Genomic DNA, 13,962 nt, shown 5'->3' with positions numbered 1-13,962 from the left:
GGCCTAGGCTAATAAACGCTATCAGCGCCCGCCTCCCAGCTCCTCGCCGCTCTCTAGCCAGCTGCAGAGCCTGCGGGCGGCGCGGGCCCTGTGTGAATACATGTTCTTCTCCTCAATGCTCATCTCCGCGAAGGTCCTGGACTCGCCCTCCGGGATAAATATCGGGTCGAAGCCGAAGCCTCTGGTGCCCCGGGGCTCCTCGGCTATCCTGCCGTCGCATCTACCCTCGAAGAGAGCCACTCCCCGGTCATAGGCCAGGGCTATGACCGAGTAGAAGTAGGCCCTCCGGTCGGCCACGCCCTCCATGAGCTTCACCACGCCCTCGATGCCTATCGTCTTGTAGACGTAGGCGGAGTAGGGGCCCGGGAACCCGTTGAGAGCCTCTATGAAGAGGCCCGCGTCCTCTACTATGAGCGGTCTCCCTACGATGCTGTAGGCCAGGGAGGCCGCGTAGAGGGCCACGCTCCTAAGGTCGCCCTGCAGCTCCACCTTGGGCGCCGCTATGGGCTCTACCCGGTAGCCGCACTCTGAGAGGACCCTCTCCAGCTCGCGGATCTTATGCATGTTTGATGTTGCCGCGTATATCACTCTTCCTGGCGCCATGCCGTCCTCCTCTCCTCCCGGTACCTGCCCATCAGCCTAATCTCTCTGACAAGGCTCATTATTCTATCCGCTGCCTCGCCCCCGCGAACCCGCCGGTAGCCCTCGAGGAAGGCCTGGAGCATCTCGTCCACGTGCTCGGGGTGGGTTGACTCGAGGCTACGGAGGTAGAGGTGGACGTCCACCGCCTGGTCCCGCTCCTCGCTCCGGAGGGATGCCAGGCCGAAGTCTATGAGGTAGACTCTATCGCCGCTGACTAGCACGTTGCTGGTAGTGAGGTCGCCATGGCTTATTCCGGCTGCGTGCAGCCTTGCCGCTGCCTCCCCGAGCATGCGGGCGTAGCGGGCCGCCTCCCCCGGCTTCTCCTCGACGAGGTCGCGGAGGCTCACGCCATCGATGTACTCCATCACTATCGCCGCCGCTGCAGGGTCGACATAGTATATCGCTGGAGCGTTTACACCGGCCTCAAGCGCTGCTTGCACAGCCTTGGCCTCGTTCACGGTGCGGCGCCAGCGGAGCCTCTGGTCCAGGAGAGGGTGGCGATAGCTCTTCGCAACCCGAAGCTTCAGCACCGCTCTGCGGCCGAGCCAGTCGATTAGGTAGAGGTAGGCCTCGGCGCCTCGGTGGAAGGGCTCTCCGAGCTCCTCGAAGCCTCCTAGCGCCAGGGGGCCTCCACCAGGTCTAGCCTCCAACGCTGCCTCACCACGGCCTCCTCGGGGCTTATCGTGATCCCGGCTAGCAGGTTGAGAAGCCCGACCCAGGCTATCATCGCGCCGTTGTCGCCAGCTAGGCTTGGGGGAGGATACCCTGCAGCAGCTCCATGGTACCTGGCCATCTCCTCTATCTTCCTACGGAGCACCGGGCTCGCGGCAACGCCGCCCGTGAGAAGCACCGAGTCCTTCCTCATGTGGACGAGCCCCCTCTCCGCAACCTCCACCGCCGCGCCGTAGGCCACCTCGCGGAGCCCGAGGCAGATAGAGGGATGCTCGCTGGGGCCGCTCCTCTCCCACATGCGGAGCGCGGCGGTGAGGAGCCCCGAGAACGAGACATCCATGCCCTTAACCACGTAGGGGAGGTCAGCGGGCTCCTTGGCGTCCTCGGCGCAGCGGTCGACCACGTGGAGCCCCTCCACCACGTAGGGTGGCGCGAGCCCGGCATCCCTGGCGAACGTGTCTAGCAGGTTCCCCAGGGCTATATCTAGCGTCTCCCCGAACACCCGGTACCTCTTCTTAGCAAAGGCCGCCACCATCGTGTTGCCGCCGGACACGTAGAGCACCAGGGGGTCGAGGAGCCCTGTGACTAGCCTGCCTACCTCGATATGAGCCAGCGCATGGTTCACCGGTATGAGAGGCTTAGAGTAGTAGACGGCGAGCCCCCTGGCTATAGTGGCGCCAACCCTGAGGGCGGGGCCCAGGCCGGGGCCCAGGGCGACAGCTATGCCGTCCACGTCGCGTATGCTGAGCCCTGCCTCCCGAAGCGCCTCCCGGAGTACCCTGGGGGCCACACGGGCGTGGTGACTAGCAGCCTCCCTGGGGTGGATGCCGCCCTTCTCGGGGCGGTAAGTGTCACGCACGTTAGAAAGTATGTAGGGCGGCCTCGTGGAGGCCACGCCTGCCCCGAACGTGTGGGCGGTAGACTCTATCCCGAGCACGTATACCTCACGGTCCCAGTCAAGGCCACGGTAGAGGAGACGGGGGTCACTTACTCTCCCTGACGAACTCGGTGTGGCCGCATTTGCCACAGTGCCACCTCGGCACGGGCTTCTTGTGGAAGGCCATGAAGCTGCCGCAGCGCGGGCATATCTTGTTCTTGCGCCTAATGGTCCCAGTCTTGTAGTCGTACTCGTAGAGCCTGTGCACGTACAGCTTCAGCTCCTTATTCGCCATGCCTCCTCACCCACTGAGCCTCGGAGGAGCTATGCAGGGCTAATTACTCCTCCTCTTCCTCCGGCAGCTTGTTACGCTCGATAATATACTTGGGCTCGAACTGGAGGGCGCGCTCGGGGGAGTCGTAGACGTGTATCTCCACCCTGCTCCTCCCGACACCGTACTCGCTCTCAACCTTCCTCACGTAGAGCCTCTTCACATCCACGTTGAGCGCCTTGGAGAAGGCATGGCGGAGCTTCATCCGGCTGGGAGTAGGCTTGCCCACGTGGAGTATCACAAGGTCCAGCTCGCGGCGCTTGATAAGCGGGTTGTACCAGTCCCTCACCACGTATACCTCGTAGCCCTCGCCCAGATCCACCTCAAGCCTCTTAGCGTCCTTAGGCCTCAGTAGCTCCATTATATCCATGGGGGCAGCCTCCTGCGCCACTACCGACACCCCTACTACCTAGCCCGTGGGAGCCCCAGGGCCTGTCAGGCTTGCTCTTTAGCCTTTCCCAGCCGGGCTGCACGGGGCGAGCCTGCGAAGTATAGCGGCGGCAAGCCTCTTCACGGCCTGGTCGACCTGCACCAGCACCACGCCTTCCCCCGGCTGCCCATAAGCCACCACAACCCCGACGTCGCTGTAGAGTATTGCTGGCAGTGCTAGTAGGTCCTCCTCCCCATCAACCTCCACCACTGCATTGCCGCGGCGGAGGGCCTCCCGGACTGCCCCAGCCGCCTCCGGCTGGATTGTGGAGCGAGGATTACGAGCCCTGATGCGGACATAGCCCGGGGGAGGCTCGGGGCAGCCGACGCTGCTGCGCATCTCTCTACAGTCATACACCGCCACGAAGGGACGGAGACCTAGCCGGAAGGCGGTCCTCGACACCATGTCCCCTACGGTCACTAGCCTCGTGTAGCGGAGCCCGGCGGCAACGTGCCCCAGGCCTGGAACCAGCTCGCCGCGTGGAACTCTCGAGGCCAGCAGGGGCCGGAGCTCCTCCCGGAGGCAGAGGGGCCGGGAGAACATCACCCGTCGCCCAGGGGCGTCGCGGATGCTCCTCGGCGGCGTCCCCCTCCCGCAGGCCTACCTAACCTTGATGGCATACCTGCCCGGCCTCGTAATGCCCAGCTTCTTCGCTATGAGCGAGTTCTCCGGGTCTATAACTATTATCGCGCCCTCCCAGTCCTCGGAGAGGTCTGTGGAGCCGCATACAGGGCAGCGGGTGGCCTCGCGAGGCGCTAGGCTCTTACACCTACGACAGGCCTTGAAAGGGGGAGTTCTGCTCCTACGCGCGGACATAGCGCCCCAATACCTCCGTGGACACTATCCCATATGAGGGTGCCGTGACACAGGCGATACCATGTACGCGAACTCCCGGGCCACACGAGACGGATAAAACGCGGTCTGTAGGCTAGGCCGCCTTCTCCGCCTCGGCGCTTCTCTCCCTGCCCTCCGTCTTCTTAAACCACTCCAGCTTGCCCAGGTAAGGCTGTCTCATCGTCAGCTGTATCCTGGGCCTCATAGTGGGCTCGGAGGGCATCGATACGGATACCACCCTTGCCCTCACCACATCATTTATCTCTACCAGGCGCCGCGTGCGCTCTCCTATCAGCGCCTTCCTCTGTGGGTCGAACACGACACGGTCATCCATCAGCTGTGTTATGTGGGCAAACCCCTCGACAGGGCCAAGGTTTACCCAGAGGCCATACTGCTGCACATTGGCCACAGTGCCCTCGACGACCTCCTTGACCTCCGGCTTGAAGGCCAGCACACTGTACTCCGATTCATGGTAAGTGGCGCCGTCGCCCGGTATTACGCGGCCCTCCTCGCCAACCTTTACATCGAATATAGCCACTATGATGCCCATATCAGGGTGCACATAGCCTACGTACTTCTCAGTCAGCACCTGGAAGGCAGCCTCCTCAAGGGGCATGCCGAACATGCTTGGCGGGATCCTAACAGTGTCCCTAACACGGTATACCATGTACAAGCTGTCACCCGCACATGAGCCTCAGTATCGCCTATACGATACCCTAGCAGCGCCGAGGGCTGACTGGAGGCTGGGAAGTATTAAGCGTGTCCGTATAGGCCTAAAAATAAGGATAGGGGCCCTCAGGCTAATCCCCCTCGAGCATGAGGCCGTGGCGGGACCGGCGGTAGTAAATGTTGGGGAGCCCCTTCTCCCGGAGCCTCCTCCGGAGCTCATTGTCGGCCGTAGCCACTATAGCCTCTTGGTCGGAGAGGGCAAGCGCCAGGATAGCCTCGTCGGCGCTCTCGGCGCTAGTGTCTACAACGCGGCAGCTCTCCCTCCTTAGAGCCTCTATGGCGAGGCGGGCGGCCCGCCGGCGGTGGATGGGGCCAGGGCCGGAGGCGATGCGCTCCAGCTCCTCTAGAACCTGGCGCGGCACCACGCACTCGGGATTTGATAGGAGTAGGGAGGCGCTCTCCTCGAACACGGGAACGCCTTCATAGAGGAGCATTAGCATACTGGTGTCGTAAATGACCCGTTTTAGTCTTTTACCAACCCCCATCCAACCAGCCTCCAGCGGCCGAGGATCTGCCTGGAGATCGCTACCCTGGCGCCCTCCCATGCCGCCACGGGCTTGCGGAGCTTCACTTCGACCTCACCGCTGCCCGCCTTGGTGACTATGCCTAGGGTTATCGCTGTCCCAACAGTCAGCATCAGTATCTCCTTCGGGCGTATCGGCGTCACCTTGACGAACTCGCGTGCGCCGACAGCGCGCTCCAGGAGATGGTGCTCGAGCCTCAGGGTATCACGGACCGGGGGCAGGTGGCCAGGCTTCCCCACTATGTTGCCGACAAGATTGTCGGCCTTAGCTATGGATGGATCCAGCTTGGTGCCGACGGCGACGAGGCCGCCGGGCTTAGCCTCCTCCACCTCCAGGCTGCCAAAGCGTAGGCTGGTCACCTCGGTTACTAGGGGCTCGTAGCGTACACGCCCCTTATCCTCGACCCTCACGCCTGGGACTATCTCGACCTCGTCGCCCACGCGGAGGACGCCCTGTATCAGGGAGCCACCCACCACGCCTCCCTCCAGCTCCTCTACCGGTGTTCCGGGTTTGTTTACATCGAAGCTCCTTGCCACGAACATTAGTGGAGGCTTTGATGGATCCCTCTTGGGAGTTGGTATGATGTACTCCATGGCCATGAGCACGGCGTCTATATTTATCTTGTGGAGCGCGCTGACCGGCATTATTGGAGCGCTCTCCGCGAATGTACCCCTAACAAACTCCTTTATCTCGCGGTAGCTCTCCCTGGCCCTCTCCGGGGTCACCACGTCTACCTTATTCTGCACTATCACGATGTCGTGGGTACCCACTATGTCGAGAGCCATCAAGTGCTCGTAGGTCTGGGGCTGGGGGCAGCGCTCATTGGCGGCAATCACTAGCAGCGCCCCGTCCATAAGCGCCGCGCCGGAGAGCATTGTGGCCATCAGTATCTCGTGGCCGGGCGCGTCCACGTAGGATACCCTCCTAAGCAGCTTGGGCACCGTACCCTCCGGGCATTTCTCCGGGAAGGGCTGGTAGGCCTCCGGGGGCTCGGCTCCCTCGCAGTACCAGACCTCGCCCTCGGCATAGCCGAGCTTTATTGTCATACCCCTCTTGAGCTCCTCGCTATGCCTGGCTGTCCAGACTCCGGTGAGGGCCTGCACCAGCGTGGTCTTGCCGTGGTCGACATGGCCCGCTGTACCTATATTCACCTCCGGCTGGCGCCGCCGCTGAGCCTCGATCTCGTCCATGTCGAGTCTCGCCAATACTGCTACACCCCGCTTAGAGGCCTAGCAGCCGCTAAGGGAGTAAAGAAGGCTCGGCCCCGCTGGGGACGGACGCTGGGAGGGGCGAAGGGGGCTTAAAAATAAGGCTGGGAGCGTGCTCCTCACCTACGCTCCTCCGAGTAGACTATCACAGTGTTTATCTGTACTATATCGTGGGATATCGTGTTGCCTCTGACGGTCTTCCTGCGCCTCTCCCCCTTCTCGCGCGGGTGGAAGCCCGGCGGGCCGGATAGCAGCACCCTCTTCTTCACAGGGCCTGGAATGGAGGGTATCATGGGGAAGCCGCTATTGTCGCTGCCTCCACGTATCCTCAGCTGGTAACCTCGAAGCCCGACTATACTGCCGTCAAACGTATCTCCTATCTTAAGGCCTATCAGCTGATCAGCCTGCGGGCTGCCTATAGCCACCTGCCACGCCTTGGCGCGGAACGCTTCGCCCTCAGCCTCCTCAGCCCCAACAGCGTCGCCCAGCCACTCGAGGCTTACACGCACCTCGTCCTCGGGAACCTCGGCGTCCGCCACCGCCTTGCAGGTATGCTTTATCTTCTTCTCCTCCTTCCTTATCCTAATGGTTATTACTCTGTGGACTGCCCCCAGCTTCTCGAGGAGCTTGGGATTGGCCTTGCAGGTAGGCAGCTTACGCTGGCTCTTCTCCTCCTCGCCGTACTCTATGTTCCCGTCGCCCTTGACCTTGACCTTTACTATCGGGGAGTCGGCCTTAGCCTGGGGGTCGGATATTACTATCTTGAACTCCGGCATGGCCCTTCTGCACCTCCAGGGGGTTCATCCCCGGGCCCTGCAGGGGCCCAGCATCCCCTCCCTCTGCGGGAGGGGCCGTGCCAGGGCCGCCGTCGCCTCCCCTTATTTGCGCTGGCCCCATAGCCGCGGGAGGAGGCTGCCTAGGTGCAGGTTATAGTGGGGTGTCTGCTGCTCCTCGTTCTGGGTGGCGGGTGATGCCCGGTAACGAGGCAGGAAAACAGCCCGGTAAACGGCTTAGACAGCCAATAGTTGTTGTACTAGGCCACGTAGACCATGGTAAGACCACGCTCCTGGACAAGATCCGCGGCACAGCGGTGACCGCCAAGGAGCCGGGGCTGATAACCCAGCACGTAGGCGCCAGCGTGGTGCCGGCAAGCGTTATAGAGAGGCTGGCCGAGCCGCTGAAGAAGATAATACCGTTCAAGCTCATTATCCCAGGCCTGCTGTTCATTGATACCCCTGGGCACGAGCTGTTCAGCAACCTACGGCGCCGGGGCGGCAGCGTAGCCGACTTCGCTATACTAGTGGTTGATATCAATGATGGCTTCCAGCCTCAGACCTACGAGTCCATAGAGATTCTTCGGCAGCGCCGCGTCCCATTCGTAGTAGCGGCTAACAAGATAGACAAGATACCGGGCTGGAAGCCTCACCCCGACACGCCCTTCATAATATCCTACCGCCAGCAGGCCAAGTGGGTCCAGGAGGAGCTCGAGAAGAAGCTATGGGACAACGTTATAGCTAAGCTCTACGAGCTCGGCTTCCAGGCCGAGCGCTTCGACAGAGTCAAGGACTTCACCAGGACGGTGGCCGTGGTCCCAATATCCGCTAAGACCGGCGAGGGGATAGCAGAGCTGCTAGCCGTGTTGGCAGGCCTTGCCCAGAGGTATCTACAGCACCGGCTGCGCTTCGCCGAGGGCCCGGCTAGGGGCGTTATACTGGAGCTGCGCGAGCAACCAGGCCTGGGTACCACAGCCGACGTGATAATTTATGACGGTGTGTTGAAGCGCGGCGACCTGATAGTCACCGGCGGGCTCGAGGGCCCCATTATAACCAGGGTACGAGCCCTGCTGATGCCTAAGCCCCTCCAGGAGATACGTATTGCTAAGAGGGAGCTTGAGCCCGTCGGGGAGGTCTACGCGGCCGCGGGAGTGCGTGTCGTAGCACCGGAGCTGGAGAAGGCTGTGGCCGGTGCACCCCTCTACGTCGCCACCAGCGAGGAGGAGGCCAAGAAGCTGGCGGAGAGGGTTAGGCAGGAGATAGAGGCGCTGCGCATCAAGACTGAGGCCGAGGGCGTTATAGTCAAGGCCGACACTCTTGGAAGCCTAGAGGCTATGGTCGAGGCACTCCGGAGGCGGGGTATACCGATACGATACGCCGACGTAGGGCCCGTGGCTAAGCGCGATGTCATAGAGGCTGTAGCCAGCAAGGAGATAAACAAGTTCTACGCCGTGATACTGGCATTTAACGTCAAGACGCTCCCCGAGGCGGAGGAGGAAGCCAAGAAGCATGAAATACCCGTATTTAGGCATAACGTGATCTACCAGCTGCTGGAGGACTTCGAGAAGTGGTACCGGGAGCAGACGGAGGCCGAGAGGAGGAAGGAGCTAGAGCAGCTGGTACGCCCGGGTAAGATAAGGATATTGCCTGGCTACGTGTTCAGGCGCAGCAACCCGGCTATAGTAGGCATAGAGGTCCTCGGCGGGGTAATAAAGCCCGGCTACCCCTTGATGAGGGAGGATGGGAAGAGGATGGGAGTAATCCACCAGATCCAGGATCGCGGCAAGACCGTGCCGGAAGCTAGGGCCGGAATGGCGGTGGCCATATCGATAAAGGGGCACGTGATGGTGGGGAGGCATATAGATGAAGGCGATGTACTCTACACTGATGTCCCTGAGAAGCATGCTATAATGTGGCTTACCAAGTACAAGAGCGAGCTGAGCGATGACGAGAAGGTAGTCCTCAAGGAGATAATAAAGATAAAGAGGAGGCAGAATCCCGCCTTCGCTCTCACAATATAGCCGCTGCCAAGGCTTTCTACCGCAAGCCCTCCGCCGCCACCTCTCTCGAGGCGCCTTCTCCCTCATAATCTCGGCAGAGGGCTGGCCCCGTGGCTGTGGGAGAAGGGCTGCCGGCTAGGCTCCGGAATACTGTGGAGAGACTCTACATCCTCGGCGAGGCTCCTGCCGGCACCAGGGCGGAGCGGCTCCTGGCCGGGGAGGTAAGGGACCTCCTGCAAGGCGTAGGGGCTGACGCGAGGCTGCTACCAGTCCCGGTAGCCGCCTGGAGCGATGAGGGCTCCCTGGTGGCTGGCTGCGGCTTCGAGGCTGAGGCGGCTGCGTGGCCCGGCAGCCTCGGGGGCGAGGCCGAGGGGGAGGCAGTGGTACTCCGGGAGCCTGACGCCCCGCTCCCGGAGAGCCTGGAAGGCAGGGTTCTCGTGGCCGAGCTGCCACGGGATCCCGATAGGGCGCTCGCCCTCTACCGCTCAGCGGCCAGGCGCGGAGCCGCGGCCATAGTCTTCTACGACTGGCTGCCGGGGAGGCTCCGTAGGATAGTCGTGACCGAGGCCCCGCTGTCCCTGGGCACGGCCGGGCTTGCGGGAGCGCCTGCAGTCCATGTTAGACGGGAGGACGCCTCCAGGCTCCTCGGCTGCAGGAGGCTCCGCGTCGTCCACGGCGGCAGAATGTGGAGGAGCTACGGCTACATCGTGGAGGCCGTCATCGAGGGCGGCGCCGACGGTCCGGAGGTAATGATTACCGCGCACCACGACCACTGGCTTGGCGGCGCCAACGACAACCTTGCAGGCGTGGCTGGGGTCCTGGCTCTGGCAGAGCTTCTCGCCAAGCGTCTCCGCGGCGCCGGGGGGCGTGTGAGGGTTGTGAGCTTCACTGCCGAGGAGTTCGGGGACCCGGGGCTCCCGGGCTGGTACTGGGCCTACGGCTCGAGGTTCTACGTTGACTCGCTCCGCTCTATGGGCCTGCTGGACGAGGTTCTCGCCGCGCTCAACCTCGACGTGGCGGCTTCGCCGGGGGTGCGGATACATGCAACCCCGCTGCTTGCCGGGCTTCTCCTGGAGCTGGCGGGCCGCCTGGGCCTGGGGCTAGACGCCACGGGCTACGATACAACTGATTCGGACAGCTTTAGCTTCTCAATGCAGGGGATAGAGGCAGCCACGCTCATGGGGTATGATGAGTGGCTCGAGTACTACCATAGTAGCCTCGATTCACCAGAGAGGCTCAACTATGGCGTGCTCGAGCGGGGGGTGAGGCTCTATGCTGAGGCTGCGGCCGAGCTGCTGAGGAGAGGATGGGAGAGCTTCCGCTACACGGACTACGCTAGGAGCATGCTAGAGCGGCTGAGCAGCACGCCAGTGCTGGCTGCAGTGCTCTACAAGCTCTATCGGGCGACCAGGGCTGCCGAGGAGAGGAGGCTCCACAGGGTGCTGGCTAGGGCGTATAGGGTAGTGAACCAGGTGCTCTGGACAGCCGTGTACGGCGAGAGGCCGGACGGCTCCTTCTGGCTTGACGCGGGGCTTGTCCTGGAGCCTCTCCAGCGCGATCTAGCCGATCTTAACGCCCTAAGGAAGACGTTGGAAAGGGGAGGCTGCGAGGAGGCGCTGACACTAGCAAGGGATATGGACGTTGCCCGCGTAACCGCGGGGGGCGAGGCGCTGCCCGCGCCAGGCGGGCTGCTGGCCAGCTTCCGGGGCGGCTGCGACAGGCTGGCCAGGGCCGTGGAGGCGGCTGGAGAGGCTCTACGCACTGCCTACTGGAGGCTGGCCTGGCGGGCTGCCGAGAGGCTTGAGGAGGCCTACAGGATTGTGGAGGAGGCGCTCGAGGGAGCGGATCACTAGGAGTGCATGGAGTACGGGTCCCTATATAGTATCTCGCCGGCCACCCTCCTGGCTAGCCCCCAGCCTATCACGCCCCTGCTATAGTCTACCAGCTTGCAGGCGTACTCCTCGCGGGCATACTCAAGGCCTATCCGCAGGTTCCTCTCTATCCCCTGCGCCGGGAGCCAGACCACCGCATCCAAGTGTATACCCGGTATGCCGGACTCAGCGGCCACCATCTGCCATGCCTTAACCGCCTCGGCCCGGTGCCGGGTGAACACGCGGTCGGGGGGCGCGTCAAGAAGCCCCGAGGCCGAGGTTAGCACTGCCATCCTCCGGTCGAGAGGCAGTGGTATGTCGTCCTTCCCGGAGACCTCGATGCCGAGAGCCCGGTAGGCGTAGTAGGCCATCTTGGCCGCGAAGACTATGGTCTTCTCCTCTAGGCGTGCACCGAGAGCCCCTGCCAGCTCGCGGACAAGGAGCCCGAGATTGCTGTACTTCCTGGGCTCCCTCAGCAGCTTCTCCAGCGCGGGGAGGGCGCGCTCAAGCCTACGAGCCTTCTGTAGGCCAACCATGCGGTTTCCGCGGCTCTCGGCGAGGAACTCCTTCATCTCTGTGACCAGCTCCCTGCCACTACCCGGCCGGGGCCGCTTCGAGGCCCAGCCGGCAAACTCCATCCAGTACTTCTCGCCCGGCATGCTGAGGCGGTAGCTTATCAGCGCGTTAGCGGCTGCTAGCGCAACCGCCGCCTCGCCGTGGATCGATACGAGCTTCTTCACCGCGTGGTACTGGGGGTCATTCAGCTCTATCACGTCTATCGCTGAAGCCGGTGCCTCTCGGAGCACCGAGGCTAAAGCCTTTACCCTGTGAACGTTCACCGTAATGGCCAAGGCTGCGGCACCGCTGCCGGGCTCCCAGGCTAGGTCAAGGGCACCGCACATATTATATTATATTAGGACACCCACGTACCCGGGCCCGGGGAGCCGGTGAGGATAGACACCGGCGTGAGCCCCCGCTCCTCCTGGCAGGCGTGAGCGGAGGGCTATGAGCAGGGTCGGCGTCGCCGAGGCTTAACGGCCCCCTCCTTGATGACGGGGGTTAAACGTCTATAGGGATGGGTCTGCTGCGCTACTGCTCCTAGGGGTGAGGCCTCTGTGAAGCAGCGCTACGCGGTGGTGACCCACACCGATCTTGACGGAGTGGCGTCCGCCGCCATATACCTTAGGCTCGCGGGCGCGGAGCCGGATATAGATGCCAGCATCACGTTCACTGAGCCTTACAAGCTGCACCGGGTGCTACAGAACATAGACGGTGTGGATAGGCTCGCGATTATGGATCTAGGCCCTAACGCCGATACCTTCAACGATCTAGTAGAGGCCGTGGCCAGGCTCGTGGAGAGCGGGGTGAGGGTGGAGTGGTACGATCACCACCGCTGGGCGCCGGAGTGGGTGGAGAAGCTAAGCTCGCTGGGCGCGAGAATGCATGTGGACACCTCTACATGTGGAGCCGGGGTTGTGGCTAAGTACGCGCCTGCAGAGCTTGAGGCGGAGCCCGACGGGGTCATCGAGCGGCTTGCCCGGGCCACTTGTGCCGCCGACCTCTGGAGGTGGGACGACCCTCTCGCCCCCAGGCTCTACCGCGTTGTCGACCGCTATCACGGGGCGAGGGGCGACCGGTGGAAGAGGGAGATACTCCGCGGCTTCTGGGAGGGCAGCCTCTGGTGGCCTGAGCTGGACGAGGCCCTCAACGAGTACCTTAAGAGGGAGTTCAGCGGCTTCAACGATGCGCTGAGGAATGTAGTGGTAGCGGATATGCATGGCTGCCGGGCCGTGCTAGTGCTGAAGAGGCCTGGGCCCCCGAACGCCAGCATACTAGGCAACAGCCTCATCGACAGGCTCTCTGCCGACGTGGTAGCCATAGTGCGGCGCAGAGGGCGCGGTATAAGCCTGCGCTCCCGCCGAGTGAATGTGAGGGAGATAGCATTCCGGCTCGGCGGGGGAGGCCACCCAAGAGCCGCGGGGGCGCCGCTGAAGATGCCCCTCCGCTACCGGCTCCTAGCCTTCTTCTGGCCGAAGGCTAGGCTCTACTACGCGAAGCACCTCATAGAGCAGGTGCTGGAGGACATCGGCGGATGCCCTGTTACGCAGGAATAGACCTTGCCGCCTCGCCCCGTAGGCCCACCGGCGTCGCTATAGTCTGTGGTGGCGGCGGGGGCAGGCTCGGGCTGGAGTCGGTGGGAATAGCGTACTCCGATCACGAGATTCTAGCTCTCATCCCCGCCGGGAGGGTTCTCGTAGCCGCTGTAGATGCGCCCCTCTCCCTCCCACCCCCCGGCCAGGGCTTCCGCCCGGTGGAGCGAAGACTCCTCTCCATGGGTGGGCGACTCCTCCCCCTGAGCCTTGAGCCTATGAGGAAGCTCGCTGAGAGGGCTATACGACTCCAAGGCCTCCTTGAGGGTAAAGGCGTTAGGGTTGTGGAGACACATCCCTCGACTGTCCTCCGGCTCAGTGGCTGCGGCTCCCACAGCCGCTTCTACGCCGCCTTCGGCGTAGAGGAGCCAGGAGGCCTCTCCAAGCACGAGAGAGACGCCCTGGTTGCAGCACTTGTAGCGTACTGCGTGGAAGCGGGCTGCGGCCTCGAGGTTCGGGAGGCCGGCGACACTGTATACATGGTGAAGCCGGGCACGTGCATATCCAGGCCATGATCCGGAGGCATGAGGCCGGAAGGGGCCTCCCCCGCATCACACTTGTTAATTTTTGGAGGGGTTCTACGGGTTTTGGCTGCGATTGCGGGCTGAACTAGGCCAGACAAGCTATTAAAGCTCCCCTTGCGGCACTCCTTGCTGCCGGTGAAGAGCTGTGGCGGAGAAGAAGATACACGTCTGGATAGACCGCGAGCAGTGCATAGCTGACATGGTATGCGTGAGCCTCTGCCCCGATGTGATCGAGATGAGCGAGGAGGACGGCAAGTCTCAGATAGTGGCTAAGTGGCGTATAGACAACGATCCCGCCCATGGCCTCGTCCCTGAGGACCTCAAGGACTGTGTCAACGCTGCTACTGAGGCCTGCCCGGTTAGCATCATACACTGGGAGGAGAAGGAGGTCTAAGAG

General features: G+C 62.7%; 17 protein-coding genes. 5 read left to right on the top strand and 12 right to left on the bottom strand.

Features of this window, described 5'->3' with window-relative positions; genetic code table 11:
* Window positions 1-21: 21 nt before the first annotated feature.
* From ACZ42Y_RS02290 to ACZ42Y_RS02240, 11 genes are all read right to left on the bottom strand, one after another.
* Window positions 22-603, bottom strand: coding sequence for an XTP/dITP diphosphatase (locus ACZ42Y_RS02290; protein WP_058369996.1), 582 nt, complete (start codon window positions 601-603; stop codon window positions 22-24).
* Window positions 585-1,292 carry a Kae1-associated kinase Bud32 gene (locus ACZ42Y_RS02285; protein WP_058369997.1) on the bottom strand — a complete coding sequence of 236 codons (708 nt, stop codon included), beginning with the start codon at window positions 1,290-1,292 and terminating at the stop codon, window positions 585-587. Before ACZ42Y_RS02285 ends, ACZ42Y_RS02290 begins: the two co-directional genes overlap by 19 nt.
* On the bottom strand, window positions 1,256-2,251 hold the full coding sequence (kae1, locus tag ACZ42Y_RS02280) for a KEOPS complex N(6)-L-threonylcarbamoyladenine synthase Kae1 (protein ID WP_058369998.1): 996 nt from the start codon (window positions 2,249-2,251) through the stop codon (window positions 1,256-1,258). Before kae1 ends, ACZ42Y_RS02285 begins: the two co-directional genes overlap by 37 nt.
* Window positions 2,252-2,297: 46 nt before the next feature.
* Window positions 2,298-2,486, bottom strand: a complete 189-nt coding sequence (locus ACZ42Y_RS02275) for a 30S ribosomal protein S27ae (RefSeq protein WP_058369999.1) — start codon at window positions 2,484-2,486, stop codon at window positions 2,298-2,300.
* Between the two features lie 43 nt (window positions 2,487-2,529).
* Window positions 2,530-2,913, bottom strand: coding sequence for a 30S ribosomal protein S24e (locus ACZ42Y_RS02270; RefSeq protein ID WP_338052264.1), 384 nt, complete (start codon window positions 2,911-2,913; stop codon window positions 2,530-2,532).
* A 57-nt stretch (window positions 2,914-2,970) separates the two neighbouring features.
* The gene (locus tag ACZ42Y_RS02265; RefSeq protein ID WP_058370000.1) at window positions 2,971-3,495 is read right to left on the bottom strand and encodes a GTP-dependent dephospho-CoA kinase family protein; all 525 of its coding nucleotides are present in this window, start codon (window positions 3,493-3,495) and stop codon (window positions 2,971-2,973) included.
* Between the two features lie 57 nt (window positions 3,496-3,552).
* Window positions 3,553-3,768, bottom strand: coding sequence for a transcription elongation factor subunit Spt4 (spt4, locus tag ACZ42Y_RS02260; RefSeq protein WP_058370001.1), 216 nt, complete (start codon window positions 3,766-3,768; stop codon window positions 3,553-3,555).
* Window positions 3,769-3,880: 112 nt separating this feature from the next.
* Window positions 3,881-4,453 carry a DNA-directed RNA polymerase gene (locus ACZ42Y_RS02255; protein ID WP_236698049.1) on the bottom strand — a complete coding sequence of 191 codons (573 nt, stop codon included), beginning with the start codon at window positions 4,451-4,453 and terminating at the stop codon, window positions 3,881-3,883.
* 133 nt (window positions 4,454-4,586) lie between these two features.
* The gene (locus tag ACZ42Y_RS02250) at window positions 4,587-5,000 is read right to left on the bottom strand and encodes a PIN domain-containing protein (protein WP_070807793.1); all 414 of its coding nucleotides are present in this window, start codon (window positions 4,998-5,000) and stop codon (window positions 4,587-4,589) included.
* Window positions 4,979-6,229 carry a translation initiation factor IF-2 subunit gamma gene (locus tag ACZ42Y_RS02245; RefSeq protein ID WP_058371299.1) on the bottom strand — a complete coding sequence of 417 codons (1,251 nt, stop codon included), beginning with the start codon at window positions 6,227-6,229 and terminating at the stop codon, window positions 4,979-4,981. Before ACZ42Y_RS02245 ends, ACZ42Y_RS02250 begins: the two co-directional genes overlap by 22 nt.
* A gap of 137 nt (window positions 6,230-6,366) precedes the next feature.
* On the bottom strand, window positions 6,367-7,023 hold the full coding sequence (locus tag ACZ42Y_RS02240; RefSeq protein ID WP_464735575.1) for a 30S ribosomal protein S6e: 657 nt from the start codon (window positions 7,021-7,023) through the stop codon (window positions 6,367-6,369).
* 194 nt (window positions 7,024-7,217) lie between these two features.
* On the opposite strand from ACZ42Y_RS02240, the gene infB reads away from it, so the two are divergent.
* Both infB and ACZ42Y_RS02230 read left to right on the top strand, forming a co-directional pair.
* Window positions 7,218-9,041 carry a translation initiation factor IF-2 gene (gene infB, locus ACZ42Y_RS02235; protein ID WP_058370005.1) on the top strand — a complete coding sequence of 608 codons (1,824 nt, stop codon included), beginning with the start codon at window positions 7,218-7,220 and terminating at the stop codon, window positions 9,039-9,041.
* A gap of 89 nt (window positions 9,042-9,130) precedes the next feature.
* Window positions 9,131-10,873 carry a M28 family peptidase gene (locus tag ACZ42Y_RS02230; RefSeq protein ID WP_058370006.1) on the top strand — a complete coding sequence of 581 codons (1,743 nt, stop codon included), beginning with the start codon at window positions 9,131-9,133 and terminating at the stop codon, window positions 10,871-10,873.
* On the opposite strand, the gene ACZ42Y_RS02225 is transcribed toward ACZ42Y_RS02230, so the two are convergent.
* Window positions 10,870-11,793, bottom strand: a complete 924-nt coding sequence (locus ACZ42Y_RS02225) for an N-glycosylase/DNA lyase (protein ID WP_058370007.1) — start codon at window positions 11,791-11,793, stop codon at window positions 10,870-10,872. The genes ACZ42Y_RS02230 and ACZ42Y_RS02225 overlap by 4 nt on opposite strands.
* A 213-nt stretch (window positions 11,794-12,006) precedes the next feature.
* Between ACZ42Y_RS02225 and ACZ42Y_RS02220 the strand changes: the two genes are divergently transcribed.
* The 3 genes from ACZ42Y_RS02220 to ACZ42Y_RS02210 all read left to right on the top strand — a co-directional run bounded on the left by ACZ42Y_RS02220 (window position 12,007) and on the right by ACZ42Y_RS02210 (window position 13,959).
* Window positions 12,007-13,005: a DHH family phosphoesterase gene (locus tag ACZ42Y_RS02220; RefSeq protein WP_058370008.1), complete on the top strand. Its 999-nt coding sequence runs from the start codon at window positions 12,007-12,009 to the stop codon at window positions 13,003-13,005.
* A complete protein-coding gene (locus tag ACZ42Y_RS02215) occupies window positions 12,984-13,556 on the top strand; it encodes a DUF429 domain-containing protein (RefSeq protein WP_058370009.1) in 573 nt (190 codons plus the stop codon). Before ACZ42Y_RS02220 ends, ACZ42Y_RS02215 begins: the two co-directional genes overlap by 22 nt.
* 154 nt (window positions 13,557-13,710) lie before the next feature.
* On the top strand, window positions 13,711-13,959 hold the full coding sequence (locus ACZ42Y_RS02210; protein ID WP_464735574.1) for a ferredoxin: 249 nt from the start codon (window positions 13,711-13,713) through the stop codon (window positions 13,957-13,959).
* Window positions 13,960-13,962: the final 3 nt, after the last annotated feature.

Source organism: Pyrodictium brockii, from assembly GCF_055379715.1.
This window is presented reverse-complemented; position numbering and strand designations above follow the sequence as displayed.

Bases quoted from the DNA above. Each gene is read 5' to 3' on its own strand.
- spt4 (WP_058370001.1), bottom strand. From the start codon at position 3,768: ATGTCCGCGCGTAGGAGCAGAACTCCCCCTTTCAAGGCCTGTCGTAGG.
- ACZ42Y_RS02265 (WP_058370000.1), bottom strand. From the start codon at position 3,495: ATGTTCTCCCGGCCCCTCTGCCTCCGGGAGGAGCTCCGGCCCCTGCTG.
- ACZ42Y_RS02245 (WP_058371299.1), bottom strand. From the start codon at position 6,229: ATGGACGAGATCGAGGCTCAGCGGCGGCGCCAGCCGGAGGTGAATATA.
- ACZ42Y_RS02275 (WP_058369999.1), bottom strand. From the start codon at position 2,486: ATGGCGAATAAGGAGCTGAAGCTGTACGTGCACAGGCTCTACGAGTAC.
- infB (WP_058370005.1), top strand. From the start codon at position 7,218: ATGCCCGGTAACGAGGCAGGAAAACAGCCCGGTAAACGGCTTAGACAG.
- ACZ42Y_RS02215 (WP_058370009.1), top strand. From the start codon at position 12,984: ATGCCCTGTTACGCAGGAATAGACCTTGCCGCCTCGCCCCGTAGGCCC.
- ACZ42Y_RS02290 (WP_058369996.1), bottom strand. From the start codon at position 603: ATGGCGCCAGGAAGAGTGATATACGCGGCAACATCAAACATGCATAAG.
- ACZ42Y_RS02255 (WP_236698049.1), bottom strand. From the start codon at position 4,453: ATGGTATACCGTGTTAGGGACACTGTTAGGATCCCGCCAAGCATGTTC.
- ACZ42Y_RS02225 (WP_058370007.1), bottom strand. From the start codon at position 11,793: ATGTGCGGTGCCCTTGACCTAGCCTGGGAGCCCGGCAGCGGTGCCGCA.
- ACZ42Y_RS02240 (WP_464735575.1), bottom strand. From the start codon at position 7,023: ATGCCGGAGTTCAAGATAGTAATATCCGACCCCCAGGCTAAGGCCGAC.
- ACZ42Y_RS02250 (WP_070807793.1), bottom strand. From the start codon at position 5,000: ATGGGGGTTGGTAAAAGACTAAAACGGGTCATTTACGACACCAGTATG.